General features: G+C 62.7%; 35 protein-coding genes and 1 tRNA gene. 22 read left to right on the forward strand and 14 right to left on the reverse strand.

The window, feature by feature from the left end:
* Positions 1–8: 8 nt before the first annotated feature.
* The 9 genes from ACMGFL_RS13315 (at position 9) to ACMGFL_RS13355 (ending at position 4,160) form a co-directional block, all read left to right on the forward strand.
* Positions 9–740: a DUF2103 domain-containing protein gene (locus ACMGFL_RS13315; RefSeq protein ID WP_436936021.1), complete on the forward strand. Its 732-nt coding sequence runs from the start codon at positions 9–11 to the stop codon at positions 738–740.
* 219 nt (positions 741–959) lie between these two features.
* On the forward strand, positions 960–1,226 hold the full coding sequence (locus ACMGFL_RS13320) for a 50S ribosomal protein L37ae (protein ID WP_436936022.1): 267 nt from the start codon (positions 960–962) through the stop codon (positions 1,224–1,226).
* Complete coding sequence (locus tag ACMGFL_RS13325) at positions 1,223–1,357, forward strand: DNA-directed RNA polymerase subunit P (protein WP_436936023.1); 135 nt, start codon at positions 1,223–1,225, stop codon at positions 1,355–1,357. The genes ACMGFL_RS13320 and ACMGFL_RS13325 overlap by 4 nt, the downstream gene beginning before the upstream one ends.
* A 9-nt stretch (positions 1,358–1,366) precedes the next feature.
* Positions 1,367–1,627 carry a KEOPS complex subunit Pcc1 gene (locus ACMGFL_RS13330; protein ID WP_436936024.1) on the forward strand — a complete coding sequence of 87 codons (261 nt, stop codon included), beginning with the start codon at positions 1,367–1,369 and terminating at the stop codon, positions 1,625–1,627.
* Positions 1,628–1,733: 106 nt separating this feature from the next.
* Positions 1,734–2,123, forward strand: coding sequence for a prefoldin subunit beta (locus tag ACMGFL_RS13335; protein ID WP_436936025.1), 390 nt, complete (start codon positions 1,734–1,736; stop codon positions 2,121–2,123).
* Positions 2,120–2,428: a DUF3194 domain-containing protein gene (locus ACMGFL_RS13340; RefSeq protein WP_436936026.1), complete on the forward strand. Its 309-nt coding sequence runs from the start codon at positions 2,120–2,122 to the stop codon at positions 2,426–2,428. Before ACMGFL_RS13335 ends, ACMGFL_RS13340 begins: the two co-directional genes overlap by 4 nt.
* Positions 2,429–2,472: 44 nt before the next feature.
* Positions 2,473–2,961 (forward strand): bifunctional nuclease family protein, encoded by a 489-nt coding sequence (locus tag ACMGFL_RS13345; RefSeq protein WP_436936027.1) that lies wholly within the window; start codon positions 2,473–2,475, stop codon positions 2,959–2,961.
* Positions 2,961–3,650 (forward strand): HAD family hydrolase, encoded by a 690-nt coding sequence (locus ACMGFL_RS13350; RefSeq protein WP_436936028.1) that lies wholly within the window; start codon positions 2,961–2,963, stop codon positions 3,648–3,650. Before ACMGFL_RS13345 ends, ACMGFL_RS13350 begins: the two co-directional genes overlap by 1 nt.
* A gap of 84 nt (positions 3,651–3,734) precedes the next feature.
* Complete coding sequence (locus ACMGFL_RS13355) at positions 3,735–4,160, forward strand: DUF5796 family protein (RefSeq protein ID WP_436936029.1); 426 nt, start codon at positions 3,735–3,737, stop codon at positions 4,158–4,160.
* Position 4,161: 1 nt separating this feature from the next.
* Here the strand turns inward: ACMGFL_RS13355 and ACMGFL_RS13360 are convergent, their stop codons facing one another.
* Complete coding sequence (locus ACMGFL_RS13360; RefSeq protein WP_436936030.1) at positions 4,162–4,296, reverse strand: DUF7128 family protein; 135 nt, start codon at positions 4,294–4,296, stop codon at positions 4,162–4,164.
* A gap of 174 nt (positions 4,297–4,470) precedes the next feature.
* On the opposite strand from ACMGFL_RS13360, the gene ACMGFL_RS13365 reads away from it, so the two are divergent.
* From ACMGFL_RS13365 to ACMGFL_RS13400, 8 genes are read left to right on the forward strand one after another with little or no spacing between them, the layout of a single operon-like run.
* A complete protein-coding gene (locus tag ACMGFL_RS13365; RefSeq protein ID WP_436936031.1) occupies positions 4,471–6,729 on the forward strand; it encodes a type II/IV secretion system ATPase subunit in 2,259 nt (752 codons plus the stop codon).
* Positions 6,710–8,602 (forward strand): type II secretion system F family protein, encoded by a 1,893-nt coding sequence (locus ACMGFL_RS13370; RefSeq protein ID WP_436936032.1) that lies wholly within the window; start codon positions 6,710–6,712, stop codon positions 8,600–8,602. The genes ACMGFL_RS13365 and ACMGFL_RS13370 overlap by 20 nt, the downstream gene beginning before the upstream one ends.
* Positions 8,602–9,312 (forward strand): DUF7289 family protein, encoded by a 711-nt coding sequence (locus ACMGFL_RS13375; RefSeq protein WP_436936033.1) that lies wholly within the window; start codon positions 8,602–8,604, stop codon positions 9,310–9,312. Before ACMGFL_RS13370 ends, ACMGFL_RS13375 begins: the two co-directional genes overlap by 1 nt.
* Complete coding sequence (locus ACMGFL_RS13380; RefSeq protein WP_436936034.1) at positions 9,309–9,803, forward strand: DUF7266 family protein; 495 nt, start codon at positions 9,309–9,311, stop codon at positions 9,801–9,803. The genes ACMGFL_RS13375 and ACMGFL_RS13380 overlap by 4 nt, the downstream gene beginning before the upstream one ends.
* A complete protein-coding gene (locus tag ACMGFL_RS13385; protein WP_436936035.1) occupies positions 9,800–10,471 on the forward strand; it encodes a DUF7263 family protein in 672 nt (223 codons plus the stop codon). Before ACMGFL_RS13380 ends, ACMGFL_RS13385 begins: the two co-directional genes overlap by 4 nt.
* Positions 10,464–10,874 (forward strand): DUF7262 family protein, encoded by a 411-nt coding sequence (locus ACMGFL_RS13390; RefSeq protein WP_436936036.1) that lies wholly within the window; start codon positions 10,464–10,466, stop codon positions 10,872–10,874. Before ACMGFL_RS13385 ends, ACMGFL_RS13390 begins: the two co-directional genes overlap by 8 nt.
* Positions 10,871–11,407, forward strand: a complete 537-nt coding sequence (locus ACMGFL_RS13395) for a DUF7261 family protein (protein WP_436936037.1) — start codon at positions 10,871–10,873, stop codon at positions 11,405–11,407. The genes ACMGFL_RS13390 and ACMGFL_RS13395 overlap by 4 nt, the downstream gene beginning before the upstream one ends.
* Before the next feature lie 53 nt (positions 11,408–11,460).
* Positions 11,461–11,691: an HTH domain-containing protein gene (locus ACMGFL_RS13400; RefSeq protein ID WP_436936038.1), complete on the forward strand. Its 231-nt coding sequence runs from the start codon at positions 11,461–11,463 to the stop codon at positions 11,689–11,691.
* Positions 11,692–11,748: 57 nt separating this feature from the next.
* On the opposite strand, the gene ACMGFL_RS13405 is transcribed toward ACMGFL_RS13400, so the two are convergent.
* The 4 genes from ACMGFL_RS13405 to ACMGFL_RS13420 all read right to left on the reverse strand — a co-directional run bounded on the left by ACMGFL_RS13405 (position 11,749) and on the right by ACMGFL_RS13420 (position 15,033).
* Positions 11,749–12,291, reverse strand: coding sequence for a DUF8054 family protein (locus tag ACMGFL_RS13405; protein WP_436936039.1), 543 nt, complete (start codon positions 12,289–12,291; stop codon positions 11,749–11,751).
* Positions 12,288–13,055 (reverse strand): nucleotide-binding protein, encoded by a 768-nt coding sequence (locus ACMGFL_RS13410; RefSeq protein ID WP_436936040.1) that lies wholly within the window; start codon positions 13,053–13,055, stop codon positions 12,288–12,290. Before ACMGFL_RS13410 ends, ACMGFL_RS13405 begins: the two co-directional genes overlap by 4 nt.
* A 123-nt stretch (positions 13,056–13,178) precedes the next feature.
* The gene (locus ACMGFL_RS13415) at positions 13,179–13,346 is read right to left on the reverse strand and encodes a hypothetical protein (RefSeq protein ID WP_436936041.1); all 168 of its coding nucleotides are present in this window, start codon (positions 13,344–13,346) and stop codon (positions 13,179–13,181) included.
* A 355-nt stretch (positions 13,347–13,701) separates the two neighbouring features.
* Positions 13,702–15,033 carry a PQQ-dependent sugar dehydrogenase gene (locus ACMGFL_RS13420; protein ID WP_436936042.1) on the reverse strand — a complete coding sequence of 444 codons (1,332 nt, stop codon included), beginning with the start codon at positions 15,031–15,033 and terminating at the stop codon, positions 13,702–13,704.
* 165 nt (positions 15,034–15,198) lie between these two features.
* On the opposite strand from ACMGFL_RS13420, the gene ACMGFL_RS13425 reads away from it, so the two are divergent.
* A complete protein-coding gene (locus ACMGFL_RS13425; protein ID WP_436936043.1) occupies positions 15,199–15,708 on the forward strand; it encodes a hypothetical protein in 510 nt (169 codons plus the stop codon).
* Between the two features lie 86 nt (positions 15,709–15,794).
* On the opposite strand, the gene ACMGFL_RS13430 is transcribed toward ACMGFL_RS13425, so the two are convergent.
* Both ACMGFL_RS13430 and ACMGFL_RS13435 read right to left on the reverse strand, forming a co-directional pair.
* Positions 15,795–16,433 carry a DUF998 domain-containing protein gene (locus ACMGFL_RS13430; RefSeq protein ID WP_436936044.1) on the reverse strand — a complete coding sequence of 213 codons (639 nt, stop codon included), beginning with the start codon at positions 16,431–16,433 and terminating at the stop codon, positions 15,795–15,797.
* Positions 16,434–16,728: 295 nt separating this feature from the next.
* Positions 16,729–16,802 (reverse strand) — tRNA-Tyr (locus ACMGFL_RS13435).
* Between the two features lie 127 nt (positions 16,803–16,929).
* On the opposite strand from ACMGFL_RS13435, the gene ACMGFL_RS13440 reads away from it, so the two are divergent.
* The 3 genes from ACMGFL_RS13440 to ftsZ all read left to right on the forward strand — a co-directional run bounded on the left by ACMGFL_RS13440 (position 16,930) and on the right by ftsZ (position 19,137).
* On the forward strand, positions 16,930–17,529 hold the full coding sequence (locus ACMGFL_RS13440; RefSeq protein WP_436936045.1) for a double zinc ribbon domain-containing protein: 600 nt from the start codon (positions 16,930–16,932) through the stop codon (positions 17,527–17,529).
* A 231-nt stretch (positions 17,530–17,760) separates the two neighbouring features.
* A complete protein-coding gene (cdrS, locus tag ACMGFL_RS13445; RefSeq protein WP_436936046.1) occupies positions 17,761–17,958 on the forward strand; it encodes a transcriptional regulator CdrS in 198 nt (65 codons plus the stop codon).
* A gap of 3 nt (positions 17,959–17,961) precedes the next feature.
* Positions 17,962–19,137 carry a cell division protein FtsZ gene (ftsZ, locus tag ACMGFL_RS13450; protein WP_436936047.1) on the forward strand — a complete coding sequence of 392 codons (1,176 nt, stop codon included), beginning with the start codon at positions 17,962–17,964 and terminating at the stop codon, positions 19,135–19,137.
* 75 nt (positions 19,138–19,212) lie between these two features.
* On the opposite strand, the gene ncsA is transcribed toward ftsZ, so the two are convergent.
* Positions 19,213–20,190 (reverse strand): tRNA 2-thiolation protein NcsA, encoded by a 978-nt coding sequence (gene ncsA, locus ACMGFL_RS13455; protein WP_436936048.1) that lies wholly within the window; start codon positions 20,188–20,190, stop codon positions 19,213–19,215.
* 113 nt (positions 20,191–20,303) lie between these two features.
* Here ncsA and ACMGFL_RS13460 point away from each other — a divergent pair, with 113 nt between their 5' ends.
* Positions 20,304–20,948, forward strand: a complete 645-nt coding sequence (locus ACMGFL_RS13460) for a DUF7095 family protein (protein WP_436936049.1) — start codon at positions 20,304–20,306, stop codon at positions 20,946–20,948.
* Between the two features lie 28 nt (positions 20,949–20,976).
* Here the strand turns inward: ACMGFL_RS13460 and ACMGFL_RS13465 are convergent, their stop codons facing one another.
* The 6 genes from ACMGFL_RS13465 to ACMGFL_RS13490 all read right to left on the reverse strand — a co-directional run bounded on the left by ACMGFL_RS13465 (position 20,977) and on the right by ACMGFL_RS13490 (position 25,734).
* On the reverse strand, positions 20,977–21,687 hold the full coding sequence (locus ACMGFL_RS13465) for a TIGR00266 family protein (RefSeq protein ID WP_436936050.1): 711 nt from the start codon (positions 21,685–21,687) through the stop codon (positions 20,977–20,979).
* Positions 21,688–21,766: 79 nt separating this feature from the next.
* The gene (locus ACMGFL_RS13470; protein ID WP_436936051.1) at positions 21,767–22,558 is read right to left on the reverse strand and encodes a class I SAM-dependent methyltransferase; all 792 of its coding nucleotides are present in this window, start codon (positions 22,556–22,558) and stop codon (positions 21,767–21,769) included.
* Between the two features lie 40 nt (positions 22,559–22,598).
* Positions 22,599–23,432, reverse strand: coding sequence for a deoxyribonuclease IV (locus ACMGFL_RS13475; RefSeq protein WP_436936052.1), 834 nt, complete (start codon positions 23,430–23,432; stop codon positions 22,599–22,601).
* 63 nt (positions 23,433–23,495) lie between these two features.
* On the reverse strand, positions 23,496–24,215 hold the full coding sequence (locus tag ACMGFL_RS13480) for a nucleotidyltransferase family protein (RefSeq protein WP_436936053.1): 720 nt from the start codon (positions 24,213–24,215) through the stop codon (positions 23,496–23,498).
* Entirely contained in the window at positions 24,212–25,057 is an 846-nt protein-coding gene (locus tag ACMGFL_RS13485) for a lipoate--protein ligase family protein (RefSeq protein WP_436936054.1), read from the reverse strand. The genes ACMGFL_RS13480 and ACMGFL_RS13485 overlap by 4 nt, the downstream gene beginning before the upstream one ends.
* 56 nt (positions 25,058–25,113) lie before the next feature.
* Complete coding sequence (locus tag ACMGFL_RS13490; protein ID WP_436936055.1) at positions 25,114–25,734, reverse strand: hypothetical protein; 621 nt, start codon at positions 25,732–25,734, stop codon at positions 25,114–25,116.

A 25,734-nucleotide genomic window follows, 5' to 3' on the forward strand; every position in this document is an offset into this window, starting at 1 on the left:
TCTAACACGTGCACTGTCGGCACTGCGGGTCGGAACTCGACAGACCGGGCGACTACTGTCTGGTCTGTCGGAGCGCAAACGCCGACACGGTCGTGCTCGAACTCGGGCGCGAGCGGGCAACCGTCCACACGCTGTCGGGCGAGCGCGTGCTCGGTCGCCGGACGGTCACGACGACGCCGGAGACCGACGGCGAGCGGGTTCGGTCCGAGGTCCGGTTTTTCGCCGGACAGATCGCAGACGACGTGCGCCGAAAGCGGCCGGAGTCGGTGTACGCGACCGGGAATCGGGAGGTGCTTCGCGCGGTTCGGGCACAGCTCCGGTACGAGTTCTACCGCATCGAAGGTGACGACCCCGTAGAGACGGTGATCGAGCGCCGCGGAGAACCGGCACTTGAAGTCGTTGAGGCGTCGGTCGCGGAGAAACTCGGTGGCACTCACTCGACGCTCATCGGCGGCCGAACCGGCAGACAGGCGCTCGAAGTCGTGGCGGATCACCCACACGTCAAGAAGATTATTCCCGGCCCCATCGATGCAGGCGGGTCCGGATCCCAATCCGGTCTGCACGCGAAGGCGACGCGGGCCGACGAGAACGGGAACGTCCGTCTGCTCGTCAGAGACGGGTCGAGCGTTCAGGAAAACCGGGTCGTGACGACAGCGAGTGACCGGGAACTCGGGGAACACGTCCGGGCCGACATCAACGACGCGCTGGTCGACGCCGAGTTGAAGGAGGCGAACAGGTGACACTATGATGGCAACAGCCAGCAGATGACACTACGGCGGCAACAGCCATCGGGCAACCGACGAGTCGTGTCACGCAATCGCGACCCCGTCGGAGTGCGGGATCAGAGCATGGCCGCGGATCGTCTCGGGATCGTATTTCAAGCTCGGGGGCGGTTCGTCCAATTCGGTCGTGTGAAACTCGCAGGGTTTATTTGGCCGCTCGGCTGAAGATGGTGTACTATGAGCGACAACGAGAACAGAACCGGGAGTGCCGGTCGGTTCGGTGCCCGCTACGGCCGGGTCTCCCGCCGACGGGTCGCCGAGATCGAAGAGGAGATGCGGTCGGCGACAGTCGACGGCGACGACGTCAAACGGGTCGGGACCGGCATCTGGGTCAACGAAGAGACTGGCGAGAAGTTCACCGGTGGCGCATACAGACCGGAAACGCCGGCCGGAAAGACGGTCACGCGCTCTATCCGCGCTGCGCTCTCCGAGGACGACGAATGAGCTACAAGTGTTCGCGCTGCAAACGTGACGTGACGCTCGACGAGTACGGCGGCGTGCGCTGTCCGTACTGCGGGCACCGCGTGCTCCTCAAGGAGCGCAGCCGCGACATCAAAGAGATCAACGTCGAGTAGTCGACGCGCGTGCGCCACGAAACAGTTCTCTCCTTCGAGTACGACTCTCCCGAAGCCGCGCGGCGAATCGAGCGTGCGCTTGCGCCGGAAGTCGCAGACATCGCCGACGAGCGGAGCCACACACAACTCGCGCGGGATGGCAACAGTCTCGACGTGCGGATCGAAGCACGCGATATTGTGGCACTACGGGCCGGGCTGAACACCTGGCTCTCGCTTGTCGGCGTCGCAGAGCGAATCGGGGCGGCGTCGGCGAGCAGTCAAATGAGATGAGACCGGATCGAGCGCGGCGTGAGTCGGTAAGCGGCGGAAATTCGTCCAGATGGGGGTGTCGTTCGATAAGCGTGGGTTTAACACGTCGGGCCCCGAGGTGATTGGTATGCAGGGCAATCTTCCACCGGAAGCACAGGAGAAGCTCGAGGAGCTACAGGATCTGCAGGAGACCGCACAACAGGTCGCCGCACAGAAACAGCAGGCCGAAACGGAACTCACCGAGTCCCAGAACGCGCTTGAGCAACTCGAAGACGTCGGTGCGGACACCACGATGTACCGACAGCTCGGCGAGTTGCTCGTCAAGACAGAGTACGACGAGGCACAGGAAGATCTGGACGAGAAGGTCAACAGCCTCGAAGTTCGCGTCGAGACCCTCGAAAAACAGGAAGAGCGCGTCCAGGAGCAGTTCGAGGAACTGCAGGAGGAACTCCAGCAGATGCTCGGCGGCGGACCTGGCGGCGGTCCCGGCGGCATGGGCGGTCCCGGCGGCGCATGAGGCCACCCGAAGGAAACGGCGGAGAGGACTCGTCTGAGGGCGGGGATCAGGGGTCTAACAGGTCGGACGAGAGTGTCGACCAACCAGACGAAACGACCGTCGTCGAGACAGCAGCCAACGCGGCAGAATCAGTCGTGTTTTCCCGCTACTCGCGGTCTGAAGTCCAGGATCTGGACGTGACGGTCACGTTCGAGGACGGACAGCTCGAGGTCGACATCTACCTCGACGCACCCGGCGACGCGGCGCAGGTCGCAGACGACGCCGCACTCGCGGCCCGTGGGGCCGTCGACGACCTCTTTGCGTGATCGGGCGGAACAGCCTTTTCACGCCAGCACACGTACCGGAGCATATGGAACACGAGGCCACGGTCGAGGGTGTCGGTGTCGGGATGAGCGAGGAGGGACCAGGTGCGCCGGTCGTCATTCTGCGGGCTCGCGAGCAACTGATCCCGATTTTCGTTAGCTCTGATCAGGCGCAGTCGATGCAACTCGCGATCGAGGGGGAGCCGTTCGAGCGACCGCTGACCCACGACCTGTTCGTGGAGATGGTCGCCGAGTTCGGCGCAGCGATCGACCGCGTTCGGATCGACGACCTGGCCGACGGAACCTTCTACGCGAAAATCGACACCGAACAGTATCACGGCGGCGAGCGCAAGCAGGCGGTGTTCGACGCGCGCCCCTCCGACGGCATCGCGCTGTCGCTGCGTGTGGACTGCCCGCTGATCGTCAGTGACGAAGTGATCGACGAGGCCGGGCGGCCACCGGAAGCGTTCGAGACCGAAGGTGACGACGAACCGGACTTCGGAGACGACCCCGATATCGGCGGCGAATCACTCTGATGACCGGCTACGACAGTCTCCTCCTCGACCACGACGGCGTTCTCGTGAATGTTCTCGGGAGCGACATCCGGGTGCCAGCCTTCCAGCAAAAGTTCGAAGCGACGGTCGAACCTGATGGCTTCGATCAGCCCACACGCGAACAGATAACGCCGCTCGCAAACAGCATCACCCACGACGAAGTGCATTCGCTCGGAGACCAGCTCGGAATCGATCCCGAACAGCTCTGGCAGTATCGCGACGACTGTATGGCCGACGTGCTGACCGAAGCGGTTCACGCCGGGGAGAAAATCGCCTTCGACGACACGACGGCGATCGCAAATCTCGATCATCCTGTCGGGGTCGCGAGCAACAACCAGACCCGGTTCGTCGAGTTTGTGCTGGACCACTACGAGATGACAGACTATGTCGAGACGGTTCACGCACGGGAGCCACATCTGTCGAGTCTCGAACGGAAGAAACCGGAGCCAGTCTTTCTCGAAGCGGCGAAAGCTGACCTCGGCGTCGATAACCCACTGTATGTCGGGGACAAGGAGACAGACATCATCGCCGGACAACGCGCTGGGATGGACACCGCCTTCCTCCGGCGCGACCACAACCGCGACGCCACTCTGTCCACCCAGCCGACTCACGAGGTGAGCGGACTCGACGAAGTTGCCGCGTTGCTGTCGGAGTCGGCCGCTGTGCAGTGAACGCTGACCCGGGGCTCAGACGGGAGGAGAGTTGTCTCCGGTCCAGAAAGAATGGGTTATACGCACTGAGGCGGAGACGACGGTATGGCCGACCATTCGGAGGTCTCCCCGGATACGCTCACCGTCGCGCTGACCGACCGGGGGATCGCAGTCGAGTACACTGATGGGCGCGAGGTGTTCTATCACGGCGTCCCGACGGCAGTCGAGACGCCACACACCACCGCACCCGGCAAGGACGTTCACGTCCTCGTCGTCGACGAGGAGGGGACACGTGGTGTACTGGTGTATGTCAACGAGCGCAAGACCGGCGACGACATCCTCGACGAATCGGGCGTCGGTCGCGTCCTCGTCGGGCGCGAGGAGGAGGCGATGGTGTTTCCCGGCGTCACGGTCGACGGGGGACAGTACCGGGTCACAGTGCAAGTCGACCACGCGGCCGTCGACGGGCGCGTGTTCGTCTTCGAGGAAGACCAGTTCGAGGAGCGCTCCTTCGAAATCGTCGACGAGTAGCTCACTGAATGTAGGACGGGTCCTCCGCGTCGCAGTTCTGTTCGTGCTGTTTGGCGTCGTCCTTGTTGTCGAACAGCAACCCACAGCTATCACACTCGTACCACGTCATATCGTCACGCGTGGTCGTTGACACCATACTGAAAGTTATGACGGCATCTGTCATATGCGTTTCTCCGGGACACTCACCACATGTATCTGATCGACTTCGTCTTGCAAGGGGAATTTTTCTCTGAGATCGACATTAGTCCCCCCTGAATACTCTATCCTATTTACAAGAGTTTAAGAGAGATGGGGTAGCCAACGTGTGTCTATGGGGGAGACACGGCTCGAACTCGTGGACACACCGATGGAGGAAACCGGGGACAAAGGAACAGTGCCGCCGCCGTTGCCGCCGGACGATCCGGAGGCATGGTATGCACCAGACATACAGAGCCAGTACGAGGTGTACCCGAACGTGGTGGTGACGATCTCACGGGACGGGGAGCAGTTTCGATACGACGTTCGGGAGCCAGCACTGACAGCGGCCGACGAGGAGGCCGTCGAGACGGTCCAGTCACACTTTGCAGAGGCACACCTGAAGCGCCCGAAGACGAGAGAGAGCGCGGTCGAGGTGATGGAAGAGGGACTCGACCCGAAATACGAGCGAGCACTGGACCGACTGATCGATGCGACACCCCCAGCGACGCGGCGGATCCGGTATCACGCGCTCGCGTCGGTCGCGTGTCTGGGGGATCTGACGCCGTACGCACTCGACGAGACGATCGAAGTGGCCGACACCGACGACGCCGGAATCGTCGTTCACACGAGCGATTACGCGCCAGCGGTGACAGGGCTTCCAGACGACCCGGCGTACATCGAGCGATTCGCCAGCGAGCGACTCGCGAGTTACACCGTCTCCTTTCACGACTTCGAGATCCCAGTCGTTCGATATCGGGAAAACCTGCTGGGGACGGACCCGTTCACGACGAAGTACGCGGTTCGCGAACCCGACCTGCTTCCGGGCGACGAACAACTCATCGAGGAGTGCAAAGAGCGGATCTGGGAGACTGCAGTCGACGGAGCGATCGAAGACGAGGTGGCGTTCGTTCGCGAGCGCGCGGAAACACTGCTCTCCCGTCGATTACATATCCAGAACACGCGTGCGTGGTTGGAAGCCACGCAGTACCGGATCCGGTCGGCGCTCGGCGAGTACGGACTGACCGTGCCGCCGGTCGACAGACGCTACGACGGCGACCGGCTCTCGGATCTCGTCTACTACGTTCTCCGGGACTACGTCGGCCACGGAAAACTGACCATCCCGATACGGGATCCGCGCCTCGAAGATATCGAGGTAAACCGCGTCGGTGAGCGGATCAAGGTCATTCCGAGAGACATGACAGGATCGGAACGCATCCCGACGAATCTGGCCTTCGAGGACGAGCAGGCCTTCGTCAACGTCGTCACACAGATCGCTGCCGCGGACGGAACCGAGTTGAACGCGAGCACGCCGAGCGCGAAGGTAAATCTCAGCCCACCCGGCGTCGAGGAGACGATTCGGTGTGCGGTCGCGCTCCCGACGATCAGCGAAGACGGTCCCCACGTCTCGATCCGCAAGCAGTCAGAAGACGTCATGACGCCAGTCGACCTGGTCGAGACAGGAAGCCTCCCGACGGAACTGGTCGCGTTGCTGTGGCTCTGTTACGAACATCACGGTGTCGTCCTCTTCTCGGGGCCGACAGGGGTAGGGAAGACGACGCTGATGAACGCCCACATGCCCTTCATCCCCTTCGAGGATCGCCCGATCAGCATCGACGAGGGGTCACGAGAGGTGCGTCTCCCTCACGAGACGGGCGTCTCGCTGACCACGCGAGACCACGAGAGCGAGTACAAGCGCGTGACGATGGCCGACCTCATGACCGAGTGCAACTACCTCAATCCCGACGTGGAGGTGATCGCAGAGGTGAACACGACCGCAAGTTTCGAGACCTTCGCCGAGAGCCTGAATACGGGCCACGGCCTCATCGGGACGACCCACGCGTCGGACATCGAGACGCTGGTCAACCGCGTCGTGGAGCAGGGGTTGCCGCCGTATCTGCTGCGCGAACTCGACATCGTGGTCTTTCCCCGACGAGTCGACGGCGAGCGCTACGTTGGCGAGGTGGTCGAACTGCTCGACGAACAGTCGTTCAGAGCGCTCGACCGGGAGAAGCGCTGTGGTGTCATCCAGAAACAAGGAACGCCGGTCTACTGGAATACAGTTGCGTGGCGAACACCAGAGGGGGAGTTCGAGTTCGCCGAGAGTCCGCTGACAGACGACGAGAGTGCAGACCACGTCCAGACGTTCGACGGTATCGCGACGATGACCGACAGGCGGACATCGGCGGTCGCGGACGAGTTCCATCGCAAGCATCGGTACGTAAAACACATGGTCAAGGAGGGAATCGACGACTTCGACCGGCTGTTCGATCTGCTTGCAGATTTACAGACCAACGAGGCGGCGACAGTCGAGCGACTCAGCCGACAGACGGGGGAACCACCGTCGGCAGAGCGAGTCGAGATGGGGGAGAGAGATGAGTACAGCGACGGGTGACGAACTCGGTCCGGTCGATAAGGGGCTGTACGCGCTGTTTGCCAGGAACGCAGACAGTACGGACCACGACAGAGAGCGACGGCTGTATCGCGAGGCGAGCCTTGAGACGAACTTCGACGTGTTCATCGCCCGCGTGTACGGGATTGCGTGGCTGTGTGCAGTCGGCGCGGGACTGCTCACCTTCGTGAGCGTCGTCGTGTTCTCGACGACAGCCGCAAGACTGCTTGGCGATGTACTCAAGAATGGACTTCCCGTTCTCAACCAGGTCACGCTGCCAGCGATTCCGCGACTGTACGTAGCGGTTGGTCTCGCAACGATGACAGGCGTGGCCGTGCGGTGGACGCTGCTCCGTGGAAGTCGGGTGTATCTGGGACAAGTGGCGTCGGCGCGACGGGAGAACATCGAGCGGACCCTCCCCGGCGCAGTCCGATACCTGCGGGTGCTTGCATCGGGGAGCAACGACCAGCGCGAGATGCTCGAACGGGTGGCCCGACAGGACGCATACGGTGCGACCGCCGAATCGTTCCGAGCGGCACTGAACAAGGCATCGCTGACCGGCAGTCTCGACGAGGGGCTGGAGATGGTCGCACGCGAAACACCATCGCGTGATCTGCTCTCACCGTTTCTGCTCAAGTTCCGCGAGCACGCAGCACAGGGGCGCGATTCACTCGAAAGCTATCTCCGGATGGAGGGACGACTGCTCTCGCACAGACAGAAGCGAGTCCACCAGCGAGCAGGCGGCTATCTCGAACTCGTCGCGGAGTTGTTCGTCGTGTTACTCGTCTTTCCGGCGCTCGGCGTTCTCATTCTGACCGTCGCGAGCGTGCTCTCACCAGCCCTCTCCGAAGAGATAGCGACGCCGCTGGGAGCGGTCACGCACAGGGAACTGCTCGTATACGCGAGCGTGGCCTTCGTCCTGTTCGTCGGGGCGGGCGCAGCGTGGGCAGTCGCCGCGATCCGTCCGACTGACCACGCGACACCAAGCTATCGGCGTCCAGCGGGAGTTCAATCAGTCCTTGCAACCGCACGAACGAACCCGGCAAGCGCTGCTGTCGCGTTTGCCCCGACGACAGTCGCTACGGGCGTGGGACTGTGGCTGCTCGGCTACGGGCCAGTGAACGTCGTCCTGTTGACCTACGCAGTGTATGGGATCCCAGTCGGCCTCGTTGCAGTCCGACGAAAGCGACGCGACGACGCGAAAGACCGCGAGATCAGGGACTTCGTGCACGCAGTTTCCGGGCACGTGAGTCTGGGGCGGCCGTTTCCCGAGGCCGTGTCCCGGGTCGCAGACGACGTTGATCTGGGACCGCTCCAGTCAGACGTCGACGCGCTCGCCTTCAATCTCACGCTGACGGGAAGCGCAGAACCAGACGAGGACGTTCAGGCCGCAGCACTGGACAGATTCGTCGACCGGGTCGGAACGCCGCTTGCCTCCCAGACCGTCGGGCTAGTCGTCGGTGCAATCGAGGCAGGAAGCGACACCGAACACGTATTCGAGACACTCGAAACAGAGATCGGACGGCTCTATCACGAGCGCAAGGCACTTCGCTCGCGGCTGCTCGTCTACGTCGCGGTCGGGTGGACGACCGGGTTGCTCGTCGTCGGCATCGTCGTCGCGGTGAACGCGACCGTCCTGGATGGTTTCGCACAACTCTCGACCGTGTCTGATGCCTCGACTGGCATCGCGCTGGACCCAGGTGCAGTCGACCCGGCGCGCGACCGCGAGCGGTTCTATCTGGTGACACAGGCGACCGTGATCGCCTGTGGCTGGTTCGCTGGCATGGCCAGTCGCGGTAGATACGAGGCGCTGTTGCACTCCGGTCTGCTCGTCGTCGTGACCTACGTCGTGTTCACCGGGTTGGGGGTGGCATGATGCGCGCGCAGTCACACGTGGTCGGCGTCGCGCTCATGGCCGGACTCGCTGTCATCGCGCTCGGCACGTTGACGGTCGGCGTCGGCACCGTCGTCGACTCACAGGCGTCGCACGCAGACGCGAATCGAGTCGCGGACGGAATGACCGAGACACTGCAGGGCGTCGAGCAGACGGGCGTTCACAGTCAACAGATCACGTTTTCTGAAGGGCATCTCGGGACGACAGAGCGGACCCTCCGCGTGATTCAGGACGGAACAGTCATCGAGAAGATACAGGTGGATGCGCTCATCTACGAGACGGGCGACCGGCGCGTCGCAGCACTCGCAGGTGCGGTCATCCGCGGACAGGACGCACAGGCCTGGACAGTCGCAGAACCGCCGATCACGAGTTCAGAGCGAACCGAGGTACTCGTCATCGGCGCGCCGATTCTCGATGCAGAAGACGTGAGCGTCTCCGGCGAGAGCGGTGTCAGCACGACACTCCGGACGAACGTGACCCACACCGAACGGGAACTCGGAAGAGGCGAGTTCGCTGTCGCTATCGAGACGAAAACCCCGGAACCGTTCGAGCGGTACTTCGAGGACCAGGGTGCGACGACCACGCGGCGAACATTTGCCGGAGATGAGTTCGAGAGCGTCGTTGCGACGTATCCTGGCACGCGGGACGGGTATCTGGTTCGGCACAATCTCGGGCTGGAGGTCGGATCATGACCGGAAGCCGAGCCGTGAACGACCGGTCGAGAGCACCACTGCGAGAGGACGACCGCGCCGTCAGCCCGGTCGTCGAGAAGTTGCTCGTGGCTGGAATTGTGGTGCTGTACGTCGGCGGGATGGGAACGCTCCTGTTCGGTGGCGTCCTCCCCAGTTACGAGGCGGAGACGAGTGCGGAGATGAGCGAGCGAGTGCTGGCCACGGCCACGGCAGGGATAGAAGACGCTGTGCCAGCGACAGATGGCTACGTCGAGAGCCAAACGACCGTCGACCTTCCGGCAACCATCGGGGACAGCAGCTACACCATTCTCGTCTCGGGACAGTCTATCGAACTCGTCCATCCAGACCGGGGGATCGGTGTCGAGACGCGACTCGCTGTTCCGTCCGACATCACGGTACAGGAGAGTCGATGGGAGAGCGGTGGCGACCTCGTCGTCGAGATACGCGGATCGAGCGGCGACCGACGGCTCACGGTGCGTGAGAACAGATGAGAGGGCAAGTCGAACTCCCGGCTGTCGGCATCGCACTACTCCTGCTGACGGTGACGGTCGTGCTGGGTGTGGCCATCGCAGACAACGCCTTCACCTCGGCCGAACGGTCGGCTGTCGAGCGCCAGACCGCTATGGGGTTGTCCGACCAGTTGGTCGGTGAGCAGTCGCCGCTGACCAATCGGCAAAACGTCATCAACGCCACTGAACTGTCGGATCTCGACGGAGAGACGCTCCGAAACCGGTACGGAGTTCCGGACGGGGCAGACGCGGAGATACAGCTCGGCGGTGAGCCAGTCGCAGTCGCTGGCGATCCAGAGAGAGGCACAACGATAGAGCGAATCGTGCTCGTCGAGCGGGGACAGACCCGCACGATCGATGCACCGTTGACTGCGAACACGCGGATAACGCTCCCGCGGCGGACGGCGAACGCGACAGTTTCGATAGCGCCGAAAAACGGGACGACTATCCGCACGGTCACAGTCAACGAGCGAGTCGTTCTCGCCAAACGTAGCGGACTCGACGGAGCGTATCAGCTGACAGTCTCTCCGTATCAGACTGCGACGTTCGCGTTCGAGTCGATCGATGCATCGCCAGCGGGAAGCACCACCATCGAGTACTACCCACGAGAAACCCAGAAGGCAACGCTTTCGGTGACAGTCGATGAGTAGAGGACAGGCGTCGATAACGGCGGTCGAGGCAGCACTTGGTGTGTTGCTCGTGACGAGTGTGACACTTGCATTTGGGCTCGGTGTCCCGAGTTCCGACGACCGGCGCGCACAGGCCCAACTCGACACCTACGCGTCGGATGCGGCGACGCTGCTGTCAGAGGAGTCGCCGAGACACGGCGACCAGACGCGGCTCACGGAAGTGACCAGTTCTGCCGAGTCTTTCAAGCGACAGCGCGGGGAACTCGAACGGCGTGTCGACAGGATACTACCGGAGAACGTGCTGTTTCGCGTCGAGACGCCACACGGAACCGTCGGACAGCCACTTCCGGGAGGAGTTCCGACTGGCGAGGCAACAGTGTTGACTGCAAACGGCGCACTCACGTTGCGAGTGTGGTACGCGTGACTGGGGATCGCTCACGAGCGGGCGAGCGAGCGCAGGTGGTGTTGCTCGCAGCCGCACTGCTCGCGATGGCGCTGGTGCCGCTGGTGTTTGCCTACCTGCAACTTGGCTATCACGACGACATCGTCTCGGGGGATACACAGCCCACCGCGAACGGAGAGCGAACACTCGAACGTGGCGTCCACGACGCCGTCGCAACCGTCGACGGCAAGTTTCGCTGGACCGAGCGCGAGCAGGCGGTAGATGCGGTTCGAGACGAACTGCGGCCAGTGATCACCACAGTCACGACTGCACGGCTCGAGAGCGGAATCACATACGAGATTACGTACAATCAGACCCGCGGGCAGCACTGGGCCAGCGACAACTGTCCGCACGGACCGAGTCGGGAGTTTGGCCCCTGTCAGACCACGAAGGGCGTCGTCGTACAGGAACGACAGGGGCGGACCTACGTACTCGCTGTCGCCCTCGATATCGAGACGACCACGCCAACGCGCGAGGAACTGACTGCAACGGTTATTCGGGTCGAAACAGCGTGAATTAACCTCGCTTCGGAGGAACGGTTAAGTATCGCGCTACTGTTTGCGAAAGCATGGGAGAACGGGGACGCGAGACGGAGTTCGACCTCGAACGGGTCACCGCGGTGTTCGAGTCCCGGGAGGATTACGCAGAGCCACTCACCGCAACAGAGATTGCCGCGGAACTGGACTGTTCGCGGCGAACGGCGCTGAACAAGCTCCACGAACTCGAATCACAGACAGACCTCACGAGCAAGAAAGTCGGCGGGCGAAGTCGCGTCTGGTGGATTCCGGTCCATGTCTGATTCTGCGTGCTAGTGCGATACGGGCTGGAGCGTATCAGGAGTCAGATGGCGGTCTGGTCAACGGGACACGTCGAACCCCCAGGAATCTGCCCGTTCGAGCGCCTCCGTGCGAGCGCGGTCCTGAACGGCCTCGACCGCTGTTTGGTCGTCGAGAAATGACTCGACAACTTCGGATTGCGACGAATCTGAAGATGCGTCGACACGGCTGTCAGGCGCAGCCTCGCGGGTCCGTTCGACGAGGGACGGATCACCGGCGAGTTGCTCGGCTGGCAGTCCGGGCGGTACGGTGAACGACTCCGTGTCGTGTAGCTCTGTGAGGACGTCACCGTCGAGTTCGTACAGTTCGACCCGAAACGGACCGGAGACGGCGATGGCAGAGACGGCATCAGAACCGCTGCTGTCGGAGGCAGTGTGATACGCTGCGACCGGAACCCCCTCCTCGAACGTGAGCACCCCGACACCATCAGCGTCGAGGAGCAGCGCGTCCTGTGGCTGTAGCCGCGCGTATCCGGTCAGCTCAGCGTCGAGCGCGCTCGACAGTACGGTGCCGGGATCGCTGACGACGCGACTGCGGAGCAGACGGCCGTGCGGAAGTTTCATGACTGGTCTGGAACGACGGTGCTGCTGAACCGGTCAGCGACTGCGTCCAGCGGATTCGACTGCACGGTGAGCGCCGACGCGGCCTCGCGGTAGGCATCGGCAGCAGCACACTCGGGCGCGTGTGCAAGCAGTGGCTCGCTCGCCCGGCGACTCGCCCGAACGCGGTCGCATTCCGGAACCGTGGCGAGTGTCTCCCCCTCGAAGTATCGCTCGGCTTTCGGCGCAATCGTCTCGATTGCTGTGTCCTCTGCGACGCGATTGAACAGGATACCCGCCACGCCAGTTCCGTAGGTGGTCGCGTACTCCTGTACCTTCAGCCCGTCCGACAGCGACGGAACGGTCGGTTGCAGAACCACCACAATGCGGTCTGCGAGGACGATTGGAAGCACGGCACTTCGGCTATCGAGGGCCGCCGGAGAGTCGAGCAGGAGGACGTCAGTTTCCTCCGCAAGCGTCGCCACGACATCGCGGAGTTGCTGCGGATCCGCCTCCCGAAATCCCCCGAGCGACGTCCCACAGGGGACGACGTCCATCCCGAACCGGTCGTAGACTGCGTGCTCGACTGCTGCGTTGCCTGCCAGCACGTCGTGCAGCGTCGTTTCGACGGTTCCCAATCCAGCGTGAAAGAGCAGATTCGCCATCCCCATGTCCGCATCGACGATGGTGACATCGTACTGTTCGGACAGCCCCATCCCCAGCGCCAGCGTGCTCGTCGTCTTTCCCGTCCCCCCCTTGCCGCTGGCGACGGCAAACACCTCGACCATATCCTGTCGTCTCGCCCGATCGGTTAAAAAGCCTCGTTGATCGACAGCACCGAAAAGATCACCGGTGAGACGCACCCGCGACCGTAGCCGACCCGTGCGAGTACGGTGGTGCAGTCGGGTGTCTCAGTCCTGAACCCACTTCGCGCAGCGGACGTCGAAACTCCCACAGACAGGACAGCGGTGATGCTGTATCTCGAAGGTCGTCTCACAGGCGAGACAGACGTACGGACGTGTCTCCTCCTGCGTCTCCGAGAAGCCGGATACCGCTTTGGCCCTGTCTATGACACCCATCGCAACCACAGATGAACGAAGGCAACAGATCCCCAAAAAGGGGGCCGATCGTTTACGTCATTTTTTCCGCCTTCCGTCGTGCGGTTTTGGGGATCGTGTCCCAGAGTCGGAACGACGCAGTGACCGAACACAGTCCGGTCCAGTTGTGGAGTGGAGTCCATCAGTGGTGAGAGCCGTGGACGGCCCCGTTGGAAAATAAATGTATGGATGGTGATATTCAGATAGAGGACTCTGTCGGCCGCGTCTGTTCGGAAGTGAGAACGAAAACACGACCAATCAGGAAAGAAAGATGTAGAGCCGAGCGAGGAACAGAATATCGAGCGAGACAGGTATCATATATTATATACATTCGCAGTCACTCAGCAGTTAGTCGGACGAGAACGTCGTCGCGTTCGCGGGGGAACGGGGCTTCGGCGCGACCGTCGCGGTTCGAGGTGATCGCGTACAGGTCCCCGCTCGGACTCTGGGTGACGTGACGGACGCGGCCGAGTTCGTCTTCGAGAATACGATGGGCAGTAGCGGTGTAGGCGTCGTCGGTCCAGTCGCCATCGAAACGTCGAGACTCTCCATCGAGAGACGGGAGTTCGACGTCCGGCGGCGTCAGCGTGACGACGTACACTGATTGACTGATGAGGCCGCCGACGATGTATCGGTTCTGGAACGCCGGGACGCTGTCGCCAGTATAGAAGGTCACACCCGTCGGTGCCCACCCGCTCGATGGTCCGGTGTTGACGACGGGTGGGCGAACGTCGTCGTGGTTCGGGTAGGAGCCATATTCGTCGTCACCCGGCGGACTGCGAACGTCGGGCCAGCCGTAGTTGTCACCCGGGCGGAGCACCTGTATCTCGTCGCGGTTCGAGGGGCCGTGTTCGGTCACAACCGGCACGCCGTTGGGCAACCAGTCGATTCCCTGTGAATTTCGGTGCCCGTAGGTGAACACGCGAGGGTCGCCGCCAAGGTCGGGATTGGTCGTCAGCGGGTCGCCGTCCGGCGACACGCGGAGAATTTTGCCCGCCAGCGAGTCGGTGTCCTGTGCCGCGTCGGGTTTGCCAGCATCGCCAGTGCAGATCCAGAGGTTGTCGTCCGGCCCGAATGCGATCCGGCCCCCGTTGTGTCTGTTGTTCGCAGGGATGTCGTCGACGATGATCTCCTCTGTTTCAGCTGGATTCGATGCGTCGATATCGTACCGCACGACGCGGTTGCGCTGGTCTCCGTTCGCGGCCGTGTAGTAGACGTAGACGTACTGCTCTGTTGGATGCGCGGCGATACCGAGCGTCCCCCCTTCGCCGCCCTCGACCCACCACGGCCGCTCGTCGGAACCGGGTTCGAGAGCCCCTGCATCGATGGCATCCTGTGGGCGGGCCACCTCCGAGACCGACCCGGAGTCGAAGCGAAGCACCGTCCCAGTTCGCTCCGTGAGAAACAGTTCCTCCTCGTCAGTGAACGTAATATCCCAGGGAATCTCCAAATTCTCGACGAGCGTCTCGACCCGCAGATCCGCCGTGAGCGGTGAGTCCGTTGGTGGCTCCAAGGAGGGCTCTACGCCGGGGCGTGGATGGTCGTAGCTGTCCTCCACCCGGTCCTCGTTCGTGACGCCGCTCCCATCGTTGAGACAGCCAGCGATGAACACGGTTCCGGCCGCTCCGAGCAATTGGCGTCTCGACAGCGAACTCTCGTCAGACTCCATATTTCACCCACAGAACAGTTCCGAGTAAAAGATGTCGGTAGTGCGTGGGAACCCGCGCTTTTTCCTCATCGCGTACGCGTGGGGGCACCTACGCCCGGAGCGAGACCATGAAAACGCGCAGGCTGTTCCGATACAGATACAACTGCCGCGGCCCCGAGACGGCGTATGAAACAAAGCGCCAGCATGGCGCTCCGAAGCGGGGCGTGGCGCGAGCGGTCAGTCGACGCCGTCGTGATACTTGCGACTCTCTCAGTACTCGTCGACGTGGTAACGACCACCCACATCCTCTACTCGCCGAACTACTGGGAGGGGAACCTTCTGCTCGCTCGTCTGGCCGACATCGACTCCGCGCTCGCGCTCGCGGTGTTTACCGGATACGCGCTCGGCCTGCTCGTTGTCGCCTGGCTCTCGTTGGGGTGGCTCTCGACTGCCGTCGGCAGCACCATCATCACCTCGATGGGACTGAGCGGGCTGAGCAATCTGGTGCTGTTTGCGACCGGCGCGTCACTCTACGTCCGTCTCGGCCTTCCGCACACGCTGACGATCCATCTACTGCAACCGGCAGGTGGGTTTCTGGTCGGACTCGTGATTGTACGCGAGCGCGGGTCCGTTCCGTGGCGGGAAGTCGTTGTCGTCGCCGCGCTCGGCCTCACAGTCGTCGGATTCGCAGTCTGAACGGCAGAGCGGCGCAAGCACAGTTCCGACGGGCGTCGTGGGTTCGCGAACCGATACGCCGATGGTCACGGACTCCGGGCCAGCGGCTAGTTCGCCTCGGTCACGTCGTCTTCCCCTAGAAGAAACCCACCCAGCCCTGTCACCCACACCAGCAGCGGGTACACCACCCAGCGTTCGATGCCGCCGAACTCTAGCCCGCCGAGCGGCCCGGAGTCCCCGAACACCAGTGCGTACACCAGCGACGCCAGCGAGAACCCACCAAAGAGGACACAGAGGTAGGAGAACGGCTTCGACGTCGCTCGTGCGGCCAGCACCGCCGCGAGACCGCCACTCGTGAATGTCAGGAGTGCAAAGAGGCCGTGCCAGGGCGTCACGTTTCCGGGAAACACGCCGACGCCGAAGACGCCGAACCCAAAGATGCCGAGCGGGAGCCAGAGTACGCGCGGCCGTCCAGCACGATAGAGGAAGTACGCCGCAACGAGAACCAGCGCGCCGCTGATCAGCATAGTGCTGTTGAAGATCGTCGCGGTTGGCTCGTAGCTCACCGGGTCTGGCGGCGCTGTCGAGCCCAGGTCGCTGATCTCCTGGGTCGTGGCGTAGTCGGGGTGGTACGCCTCAGCGGTGATGATCCCGAGAAGCGAGATCCCGCCCGTGAGCAACAGCGCGATACCGGCGATTACTGTGTCGGAGACACTGTCAACGAACGAATCCGAATTTACGGCCATGGTGAATTATCAGGACACAGACTGATAAAGATCGGTGTACAGTTCGGTAGTAGCGGGCGGTGAGAATCCGTGGTGACAGCGAAGGCGTCGAGAACCCAGCCAGTAGCATGTCGAGACGCGCAAGAAGGAGACGTTCGGGAGGTCGTACCGTGCCATCGGCGAGGCAGGACAATGTGAACAGATGAGAGACGTTTCGGGGTGCTCGCTTCACTGCGCACCCTGGTTGCGACTGGCGTGTTCAAATAGTGTCGGTTGGACGTGCTTTCCGCTCACCGATCGGTTCGCGGAAAAGCAGTCCGCCCTCCCCGATTTGAACGGGGGGCAAGTCGATCTACAGTCGACTGCTCTACCAGTCTGAGCTAAGGGCGGGCATCTCGGAGTAGGGCTGGTGTCGGACTTAACCATTATGCATTCGCGCTGTCGGTCACGTGACTGACGGTCGTCAGACAGCAAGGAAGATTCAAATAGGATGGGAGACAACGTGTATGACGACTGAATGAGCAAGATAACGTTCCGTGCGGACGACGAACTCATCGACCGACTCGAGGAGTTCGACGCCTCGAAAAGCGAGGTGATGCGGGACGCGCTCCGAGAGTATCTCGGGGAGCCGCCAGCGCGGCCATCGGAACCGTCACCGTCGCCTGACGAGGAGGAAACCCTCGACAGCCTGATCACGGAGCGTGTCGATTCGATCATCGCCGACCGGTTAGACGACGCGTTTACACCACGACGGCCGCAGGACGTGAACGTAAACATCTCGCTTGATGGCGATCAATCCCGTTCAGCGTCGGTACAGCGTGAACAGAGTGCCGAAGAGTCGGACGCGTCACACACTGCGTCAAACGAATCGTCACACGCACCGCAGGCGCGTAAGACAGAGGCGGAGGACGACGAATCTGGGGACACACACGAGCGTAAGACGTGTACACAGTGTGGCGAAACCGTGTCGCCGTCCCACGTTTACTGTCCGAACTGCGGCGAGAAAGCGTCACACAGAGTGTTCTGCGAATGCGGCGACGAACTCCGCTCGGACTGGGCATTCTGCCCCGGCTGTGGCCGTCGCACCCCCGCAGCGGACGTTCTCGACCAACCGTAAAACGCCGAAAACAACAAGTACAGAGAGTTTACACCGGTAAACGCACTCGTGTCTTACGGCGGCCGGTACTTTTATTATCCCTTAGTCTGTGGTACTGTATGCGTAAGACGGTCGTCTTACACAGGGTGGCGCGCGGTGCGCACCACGCCGCAATGATGCGGTTCACCGGTGTAAGACGATCGGGCCGGGTGTAAACCTGCCCCCGTCTTACCCACAAAGGGGAATACAAACATGGAGCGTGTGACACTACGGATTCCGAAAGAGCAGATCGAAGAGGTTGAACAGATGGTCGACACCGGTGAGTACCCGAACCGGAGCGAGGCGATCCGGTCGGCGGTGCGGGAGATGCTCGCCGAACAGGACACCGGGCAGGAGCGCCCGTCAGAGAAACGCCAGCGGCGCAAAGACCGCTCGTGGGCCAAGGTGTAAACGATGCAGGATATTGTCAACGAGGCCCTCGAACGCGACGAACAGGAACAGAAGCAGATGGACGATGTCGAAGGGTTCGGTGACCCCCGCATCGTCATCGTCGGCGCTGGCGGTGCCGGGAACAACACGGTCAACCGGCTGTACAACATCGGCGTCGACGGCGCGGAAACTATCGCCATCAACACGGACAAACAGCACCTGAAGATGATCGAAGCCGACACGAAGATTCTCGTCGGCAAGTCCCTGACCAACGGCCTCGGCGCGGGCGGCGACCCCTCGATGGGCGAGCGCGCAACCGAGATGGCACAGGGAACGATCAAAGAGGTGCTCGGCGACGCCGACCTGGTCTTCGTGACCGCGGGCATGGGCGGCGGCACCGGCACCGGCGCAGCGCCGGTCGTCTCGAAGATCGCCAAGGAACAGGGAGCCATCGTCGTCGGGATGGTTTCGACCCCGTTCAACGTCGAGCGCGCCCGGACGCTCAAGGCCGAGGAAGGGCTCGAAGAGCTTCGCGACGAAGCGGACTCCATCATCGTGCTCGACAACAACCGGCTGCTGGATTACGTCCCGAACCTGCCCATCGGCAAGGCCTTCTCCGTGATGGACCAGATCATCGCCGAGACGGTCAAGGGTATCTCCGAGACGATCACCCAGCCCTCGCTGATCAACCTCGACTACGCCGACATGACCTCGATCATGAATCAGGGCGGCGTCGCGGTGATGCTCGTCGGTGAGACCCAGGACAAAAACAAGACCGAGGAGGTCGTCAAGGACGCGATGAACCATCCACTGTTGGACGTCGACTACCGCGGCGCGTCCGGCGGACTTGTCCACATCACGGGCGGCCCAGACCTGACCCTCTCCGAAGCGGAAGGGATCGCTCAGAACATCACCGACCGTCTGGAAGCGAGCGCCAACGTCATCTGGGGCGCACGGATCCAGGAGGAGTACAAGGGCAAGGTGCGAGTCATGGCGATCATGACCGGCGTCCAGAGCGCGCAGGTGCTCGGACCGACCACCCAGAAGCAGGCCGACAAGTCCCGACAGGCCATCAAGGACGTCGACGACGAGAGCTTCGACGCCGCGAGCAACTTCCAGAATCAGGAGTTCGGCGAAACCGACGGCGGCCGCAGCGAAGTCGATACGCAGAACGGACTGGACGTCATCCGGACGGACTAGTTCGACTGAATCACCGGGGTTCAGCGCGACACACACTACTTTTGGAGCGCAGTCAGCAACGAAGAGACCAATCAGTCAGACCGCTTCGAGTGCGTCGAGCAGACTGCACGCGCGACAGCGGTCGCCGGTCGTTGGCTGCCCACACTCCTGACACTCGACCATCCCATCCGAATCGTCAGTTGCGCTGGCAGCAAGCGCCGCAAGTCGCTCGTACCCGGCCATGATCGAGTGGCGCGTCCCGGGGTGGCGGTCCTCGAGTTCGTACAGCAGTTCCTGAATCTCCCCCCGGAACGATTCATCGGAGTGGGGGCACTCGCGCATGTGCGAGGGCAGGTCACGCAAGTGCACGTACAGCGCAACCTCCTTCTCTGGTACGTCCCGAAGTGGCTTCGCGCGTGGGATGAACGCCTCGGGTTCGGTCCGAGTCTGTGTGCTGTCGCTCCCATCGAACGGGCCGAGGCTGGCGTCGAACTGTCGTGACATCTTCGTGATATCACCCTCGAGGAAATTCATCAACGCCGTTTCGGCTTCATCATCGAGATTATGACCAGTCAGTAACTTGTCAGCGTCGAGCTGTTCTGCGTACCGGGAGAGTACGTCCCGGCGGAACACTCCACAGTATGCGCACGCTGACATGTTCTCGGGGTCGTCCTCGACAACGTCGTCCATCTGGACACCGAACTCTTCCTCGTAGCTGACGACTTCGTGGCGGATGTCCAGATCAGCGGTGAGTTGCTCGCAGGCGTCGAGGCTCTTGTCCCGGTAGCCGTCGATGCCCTCGTGAATCGAGAGGGCGACGAGTTCGACCCGCGGGTCCTTCGCGAACGTCTCGTGCAGAATGTACGTCAGCGCGACGCTGTCTTTCCCGCCAGAGAGACCGATGACCCACGTCTCGGGGTTCTCGGGAGTGGCGTCGTCGGGGAGGAGATTGTCCTCGCGGACGCGCCGTCGGGCGCGCTTCTCGACGGTGGCACAGAAGTGGTCGTCACAGAGATGAAGCCCCGAGTAGGCGGCGTGCATCACAGCCTCGTCGCCGCACTTGTCACACTCCATTACGTACAGCTATCCGACCGGGGCGAATGACGCTTTCGACTGCGGCCGAAACACGCTTCGAGTGTACTGTCGACTGCGATATCGTTTTCAGGGCGTGGCCAGTAGTGAAGTCGATGACCGAGTGGGACCGATCCCGGGCGGTCGAGCGAGTCGAAGCACTGGTGGAGACTGTCGAAACTGATCTGCTTCCGGTGCCTGTGCGGGAGGTGTGGGTCTTCGGGGACATCGCGCTCGGACTCGACCCAGTCGAGCGCATCGACGTATATCTCACGAAGGATCTACTGCTCTCGGACGATACAGACACGGCAGAGGTCGATTCGCCCGTCGACGGTGTCGGACAGACCATCCGTGCCGAGTGGGCACAGCAGTATCCGGAGTATCTCCGGACGAACGCTGGCGGATACGCCGCCCCCGAACGGTGTCTTGCCGCCCATCTACTCGAGGAGGACGAACCGATCCACCTCGAAGTCTGCAACACCGGCTTCGAGGACAACGTCACCCAGCGACTGGCAGGCGCTCGCGCCCGTGACAACTACGAGCAACTGCTCGATCCGCGCGGCGTCTGTCTGTGGATCGACGGCCAGCGCTCCGAGACGGCATTCAAGAAACTCCGCGCCGGGGAGTTTGCCTTCCCGCCGCTATCAGAGGCACTGGAGATGCTCGGTCTGGAGGGAGAGACCGCCGACCGCGCCGCGGACGACCTCCGGACGTTTCGGGACCGACAGGAGGGCGTCTCGGTTCGGGGCGACGTAGTCTGAGAACGTTGCAAGCGGTGTGACTGAACGGTTAGATGAAGTCGTCGACGCCGATGCCGCCGCTCGTCTCGTCGTCCTGATGTTCGGTGCCGGTGCTGAACAGCATCGGGTCCCGAGTCTGAAGCCAGACATGTCCCTGTCCCGTGAACTCCGTCACCAGCCCTTCACCGCCGAGGACGGTCGATTTGAGTCCCCCGTCTTTCTGCCGGTTGAGCGAGAGTTCCGGCGTCCAGGCGACGAGATGGTCCTCGTCGACGATCAGCGACTCCTGTGGGGTGACCTCCCGTTCGACCATCGACCCGAACGCCGAGAGAAAGGCTGTTCCCTGACCGGAGAGTCCCAGAACGGTGAGTTCACCGGAGTTGAACATATTCGAGAGGTTGTTTAGCTCCGTCGAGCGCTCGACGAGCGGTTCCCAGCCGAGCAGTGAGCCCGATTGGACCCGAAGCGAGCGTCGGTCACTCATGTTCACAGCAATCACATCGCCTGGATGCTCTGGGACGAGCGTGACGCTCCCGACGCCGTTGGTTGCGGTGTAGGTGTTGTCGACCAGCGTTCGTTCGTCGCTGATCGCCCGCTTGACCGAATCTCCGATCCCTCCGTCGCCGCCGACATCTGACTGTACCGAGACGCTCCCGTCGCGGGTCATCATCGCTCCCGGTTTCGTCTGAATCATCTCCCCCTCGTCCAGTTCCACGTCCACCATGGCATAACTTGGCCCCTCGTTGATCGTGTACTGCATCGCCAGTGTTCTTGTATCAGTATATTATTCTTTTTGTATTCGATGACTGCGTGACAGCAGGGCAGACGTGTCGGTCCCGTCACGGCGGGACGGTGCCGACGGTGACGAAGAAGGGAACGACTTCGCGGCGACGATACTGGTTGTTCTGGATCTGTTCGATGGCAGAGCGACCCATCGCTCGCCACTCCGCTCGAAGGCTGTCGAACTCCTCGCTGGTCGTCTCGCCAGCGAGAATCGTCGCGCGGTCGGTCGCGAGCCCCGCGCCGGTCGCCTTGCGTCGAGCGCTTTCGAGTGCGTCCTCGGTGTAGGGCGGTTCGACGGTTCGCTCGTGGTCGTAGCGACGAACGCGGATGTCGGACAGGCCAGCCCCCTCGAACAGGTCCCGAACCGCCCCGAGCGCCGGGTCGGTGTCAGCGCCCTCCAGATACAGTCGTCGCGCCCGCCGCGCCAGCGTCGGTTCGGCGTCGACAGTCGACTCGACGGTGACCGCACTGTTGTCGGGTTCGATGACGGCGACGGCGTCAGCCGAGACGCGAGCGAACTCCGCGAGTGCTTGGTCGGGTTCGACGAGATTGACCAGCAGGGCCTGACAGACCACCAGGTCGAAACTGTCGTCGGCAAAGGGGAGCGCGAGCGTATCCCCCGCGACGGTCGGCGGGTCGACGTGTTCCAAAAGGGATCTATCCGCGTCGAGCGCGACGACAGTTCCGGGCGACTCCTCGCGGAGCACGCGGGTGAGTTCGCCGGTGCCAGCGCCAGCGTCGAGCACTCGCTCGCGCTCGTCGAGGTCCAGTATCGACAGCGCCGCTCGCGAATCCGCCCACATCCCCGTGCGGGTCGTCTCCAGATACTCGGCCGTGAACTCGCGCACGTCGGAACCAGCGTCTAGCCGTACAAAAGCGACCCGCCTTTCACCGCCGCAGTTCCCGAACGCGGTCGATGTTCCACGCGAAGCCGCGGCCGTCTTCGGTTGGCGTCTCCAGAACGATCGGTACCGCCCGGATTGCGTCGTGGTTGACGAACGCGCGCATGCCGTCCTCGCCGATTTCACCCTCGCCGATGTGGGCGTGTTCGTCCTTGTTGGTTCCGCAGGCGTGTTTCGAGTCGTTGAGGTGGACGCAGGCGAGGTTCTCGAACCCGACGACGTCGTCGAACTCGGCGAGGGTTTCCTCGACGGCGTCGGGCGTCGAAAGGTCGTACCCGGCCGCGAACATGTGTGCGGTGTCGAGACAGATGTCGAGGTCCTGTTTCGAGCGAGCGAGTACCTCCGCGAGGTGCTCGAACTCGCCGCCGAGTTTCGTCCCGCTGCCAGCGTCGGATTCGACGAGTACCGTCACGCCCTCGGGCACGTCGAGTTCGTCCAGGACGCTCGCAGCGTTGTCGAGTCCGCCCTCGACGCCTGCACCGGTGTGAGCGCCGAGATGAACGTTGACGTACTCGATGCCGAGTGTGTCGGCGGCGTCGACCTCCTGTTGCATCGAGTCGAGTGACTTCTCGCGGAGGTCATCCTTGGGCGTACAGAGGTTGACCAGATACGAGGTGTGGATCACCCACGGGCCGATGCCGTGTGTCTCCGTTTCCTCGCGGAAGGCCTGTGCCTCCTCGTCGCCGATATTGGGGTCCTGCCAGACCTGCGGGGAGTGTGAGAATATCTGCCCGCAGTTGCCGCTGTACTCGCGCTGGTTCTCGACGGCGTTGTCCACGCCGCCCGCAATCGACGCGTGCGCACCGACTCGAAGTGTCATGAGCGTGTGTTTGCGCGGGCGTGCTTAGGCACTTCGTTGTCCCCACGTGGTCTGCGGCACAGATCAACGATCGCGTTCGCTCAGTCGCTCGTGGACGCGTTCGAGATCCGTCTCCGTGTTGATGTTCGCCTTCCAGCCGCGGAACGGAACCGTCTCGACCGTGTAGCCGCTGTTGATGAGCGTGTCGATGGCGTCGGGCAGTTCGTACTCGCCGCGCTCGGAGGGGCGAACGATTTCACACGAAGGAAATATTTCTGGTGGCACCACGTAGGCAGCAGCGGGGACGAGCGTCGAGGGCGGCGTCTCGGGCTTTTCGACCAGGCCGACCACGTTTCCGTGGGCGTCGAGTTCACACACGGCACCCTGTTTTGCGCGCTCGGGAGAGACCTCCTCGACCGGAAACGTGATGTCCGCATCTGTCTCCCGGTGCCGAGAGAGTACTTCCGAGAGGTTCCCCCGATAGATGTTGTCGCCGTTGAGGATGAGACAGTCAGCGTCGACGTACGGTTCGGCCATGGACACTGCGTGTGCCAGTCCCTTCCGTTCGGGTTGTTCCGCGTAGGTGAGCGCCAGCGAACGGTGAGAATCGCCGTATCGATCGATGATCTGCCCCTTCTCGTAACCGACGACGACGACCGCCTCGGTGATTCCGCAATCGAGGACGGTCTCGAAGCAGTGTTCGAGGATGGGTTTCCCGGCCACCTCGACCATGGGCTTCGGCTTGGTCTCAGTTCGTGGGCGGAGACGCGTGCCCTCGCCAGCGGCGAGAATGATGGCTTTCATCGGTCTGCTGGCTCGAGCGCGTCGTCCGATCCATCGAGCGGATCGGTCCGTTCGCGCGTCCACGCGTCGCTTTCGTATTTCTCCTCGGCAATCTCACGGGCGCGATCCAGTTCGGCCGCTGTCCACTCGCCGACGGTCGCGTCCGCCCATTCCCCGAGAGTGGTTTCGAGTGCCTCGACTGCCTCCTCGCGGTCGATATTCGCTTGCTCCCGGACGGTCGTGACGCAATCGCGAAAGCGATCGGGCGCGGTTTCGGGGTCGGCGAAGACGCCGAGATGCCGATCCGCGGCGTGAGCGTACAGCAAGGAGCCGTGCTGGATGACCGCGTCGCGCTGGCGATACTGGGCGTTGCCACTTATTTTCGCGCCGTCGACGACCACGTCGTGGGCGGGGTTGATCTCCCGCAGAAAGCAAGCAGGCTCGTACAGTCCCCGTTGCGATTCACCAGCAAAGGAGGCGTCGATCCCCATCCGGTCGAGCGCGTCGAACAGGGGTCCACAGAGCAGTTCGTAACTCTCCAGCAGGTCGCCGGGAACCGCCGACTCCGGGGCGACGATGCTGTAGGAGATGTCGCCGTCGTGGTCGTGGTAGATGCCGCCGCCGCCGGTCTGTCGGCGGGTGACGTCGATCCCCTCCTGTCTGCAATACTCCCAGTCGACGGTCTCGGCGGCCTGTCGGTAGCCCAGCGAGAGCGTCGACGGCTCCCACTGGAAGACCCGAACGGTTCGGGGGCCGCCCGCGGCCGCGGTCTCGGCGGCGGCCTCTTCCAGCGCCATCTGCATCGGACCGGAGCGGGCCTGTTCGGGGATGAATCGCCACTCCCCATCGTGCAGGTCGGTCATGGAGTACGTTCGAGGGGGAGCACAAAGTCGGTTGCGTCCCGAGAGTTCACCCTCGATCACGTCCTGCGACCAGTCTTGCCCGCTTGCTGTCGGGGCTGTCCACCATCGTGGTTGGGCTGTCCGGTGTGTCCGCGCTGGGATACCCCAGCATGTTCTCGCTGTCCCTGGTGCGTGTGCTGGGCGTGTCCCGCCGATTGTGCTTGGGGAGCACTGGCTCCCCTACTGTCAGTCGGGTCGCTGTGCGGTACATTCATTCGCCTCCGAGTGGCAGGTGTCGGTGCGAAGCCATCGCGTGATCGATACGTGTCGACGGAGCCAGCGACGAGCAACGCGGCCCCGAGGATGGTCAGATACAGCCCCATCTCGACCGAGACACTCCCACTGAGTCCGCCATACGAAGAGATGTTGGTATAGATGTTGAATGCGACGAGAACGGAGAGCCCACCCGCAACTGCACTCGCGAGAATCTCGCGTTTGCGCCACGCCCCGAGAACGACGATAGCGACGACTGCGACTCCAGCAAGCAGGGTCAACACGCCGTCGCCGTCGACTCCTGAGACTGTCGCGCTCCGTAATCGAGAGTCGATACTCGCCCACGGCAGGAACGCCCCCACAATCAGAGCGAGCGCACCCCCCAGCGTAATCTTCGCGCCACGTGGCAGTTCGCTGAAACTCAT

Source organism: Halovenus marina, assembly GCF_051414115.1.
In the GTDB taxonomy this organism is placed as follows: Archaea; Halobacteriota; Halobacteria; order Halobacteriales; family Haloarculaceae; genus Halovenus; species Halovenus marina.

Bases quoted from the DNA above. Each gene is read 5' to 3' on its own strand.
- ftsZ (WP_436936047.1), top strand. From the start codon at position 17,962: ATGCAGGATATTGTCAACGAGGCCCTCGAACGCGACGAACAGGAACAG.
- ACMGFL_RS13430 (WP_436936044.1), bottom strand. From the start codon at position 16,433: ATGGCCGTAAATTCGGATTCGTTCGTTGACAGTGTCTCCGACACAGTA.
- ACMGFL_RS13390 (WP_436936036.1), top strand. From the start codon at position 10,464: ATGAGTAGAGGACAGGCGTCGATAACGGCGGTCGAGGCAGCACTTGGT.
- ACMGFL_RS13475 (WP_436936052.1), bottom strand. From the start codon at position 23,432: ATGACACTTCGAGTCGGTGCGCACGCGTCGATTGCGGGCGGCGTGGAC.
- ACMGFL_RS13380 (WP_436936034.1), top strand. From the start codon at position 9,309: ATGACCGGAAGCCGAGCCGTGAACGACCGGTCGAGAGCACCACTGCGA.
- ACMGFL_RS13370 (WP_436936032.1), top strand. From the start codon at position 6,710: ATGAGTACAGCGACGGGTGACGAACTCGGTCCGGTCGATAAGGGGCTG.
- ACMGFL_RS13335 (WP_436936025.1), top strand. From the start codon at position 1,734: ATGCAGGGCAATCTTCCACCGGAAGCACAGGAGAAGCTCGAGGAGCTA.
- ACMGFL_RS13360 (WP_436936030.1), bottom strand. From the start codon at position 4,296: ATGGTGTCAACGACCACGCGTGACGATATGACGTGGTACGAGTGTGAT.
- ACMGFL_RS13485 (WP_436936054.1), bottom strand. From the start codon at position 25,057: ATGACCGACCTGCACGATGGGGAGTGGCGATTCATCCCCGAACAGGCC.
- ACMGFL_RS13365 (WP_436936031.1), top strand. From the start codon at position 4,471: ATGGGGGAGACACGGCTCGAACTCGTGGACACACCGATGGAGGAAACC.
- ACMGFL_RS13350 (WP_436936028.1), top strand. From the start codon at position 2,961: ATGACCGGCTACGACAGTCTCCTCCTCGACCACGACGGCGTTCTCGTG.
- ACMGFL_RS13345 (WP_436936027.1), top strand. From the start codon at position 2,473: ATGGAACACGAGGCCACGGTCGAGGGTGTCGGTGTCGGGATGAGCGAG.
- ACMGFL_RS13385 (WP_436936035.1), top strand. From the start codon at position 9,800: ATGAGAGGGCAAGTCGAACTCCCGGCTGTCGGCATCGCACTACTCCTG.
- ACMGFL_RS13375 (WP_436936033.1), top strand. From the start codon at position 8,602: ATGCGCGCGCAGTCACACGTGGTCGGCGTCGCGCTCATGGCCGGACTC.
- ACMGFL_RS13405 (WP_436936039.1), bottom strand. From the start codon at position 12,291: ATGAAACTTCCGCACGGCCGTCTGCTCCGCAGTCGCGTCGTCAGCGAT.
- cdrS (WP_436936046.1), top strand. From the start codon at position 17,761: ATGGAGCGTGTGACACTACGGATTCCGAAAGAGCAGATCGAAGAGGTT.
- ACMGFL_RS13420 (WP_436936042.1), bottom strand. From the start codon at position 15,033: ATGGAGTCTGACGAGAGTTCGCTGTCGAGACGCCAATTGCTCGGAGCG.
- ACMGFL_RS13355 (WP_436936029.1), top strand. From the start codon at position 3,735: ATGGCCGACCATTCGGAGGTCTCCCCGGATACGCTCACCGTCGCGCTG.
- ACMGFL_RS13400 (WP_436936038.1), top strand. From the start codon at position 11,461: ATGGGAGAACGGGGACGCGAGACGGAGTTCGACCTCGAACGGGTCACC.
- ACMGFL_RS13410 (WP_436936040.1), bottom strand. From the start codon at position 13,055: ATGGTCGAGGTGTTTGCCGTCGCCAGCGGCAAGGGGGGGACGGGAAAG.
- ACMGFL_RS13320 (WP_436936022.1), top strand. From the start codon at position 960: ATGAGCGACAACGAGAACAGAACCGGGAGTGCCGGTCGGTTCGGTGCC.
- ACMGFL_RS13325 (WP_436936023.1), top strand. From the start codon at position 1,223: ATGAGCTACAAGTGTTCGCGCTGCAAACGTGACGTGACGCTCGACGAG.
- ncsA (WP_436936048.1), bottom strand. From the start codon at position 20,190: ATGGAGTGTGACAAGTGCGGCGACGAGGCTGTGATGCACGCCGCCTAC.
- ACMGFL_RS13465 (WP_436936050.1), bottom strand. From the start codon at position 21,687: ATGCAGTACACGATCAACGAGGGGCCAAGTTATGCCATGGTGGACGTG.
- ACMGFL_RS13490 (WP_436936055.1), bottom strand. From the start codon at position 25,734: ATGAGTTTCAGCGAACTGCCACGTGGCGCGAAGATTACGCTGGGGGGT.
- ACMGFL_RS13340 (WP_436936026.1), top strand. From the start codon at position 2,120: ATGAGGCCACCCGAAGGAAACGGCGGAGAGGACTCGTCTGAGGGCGGG.
- ACMGFL_RS13415 (WP_436936041.1), bottom strand. From the start codon at position 13,346: ATGGGTGTCATAGACAGGGCCAAAGCGGTATCCGGCTTCTCGGAGACG.
- ACMGFL_RS13440 (WP_436936045.1), top strand. From the start codon at position 16,930: ATGAGCAAGATAACGTTCCGTGCGGACGACGAACTCATCGACCGACTC.
- ACMGFL_RS13425 (WP_436936043.1), top strand. From the start codon at position 15,199: ATGAAACAAAGCGCCAGCATGGCGCTCCGAAGCGGGGCGTGGCGCGAG.
- ACMGFL_RS13460 (WP_436936049.1), top strand. From the start codon at position 20,304: ATGACCGAGTGGGACCGATCCCGGGCGGTCGAGCGAGTCGAAGCACTG.
- ACMGFL_RS13480 (WP_436936053.1), bottom strand. From the start codon at position 24,215: ATGAAAGCCATCATTCTCGCCGCTGGCGAGGGCACGCGTCTCCGCCCA.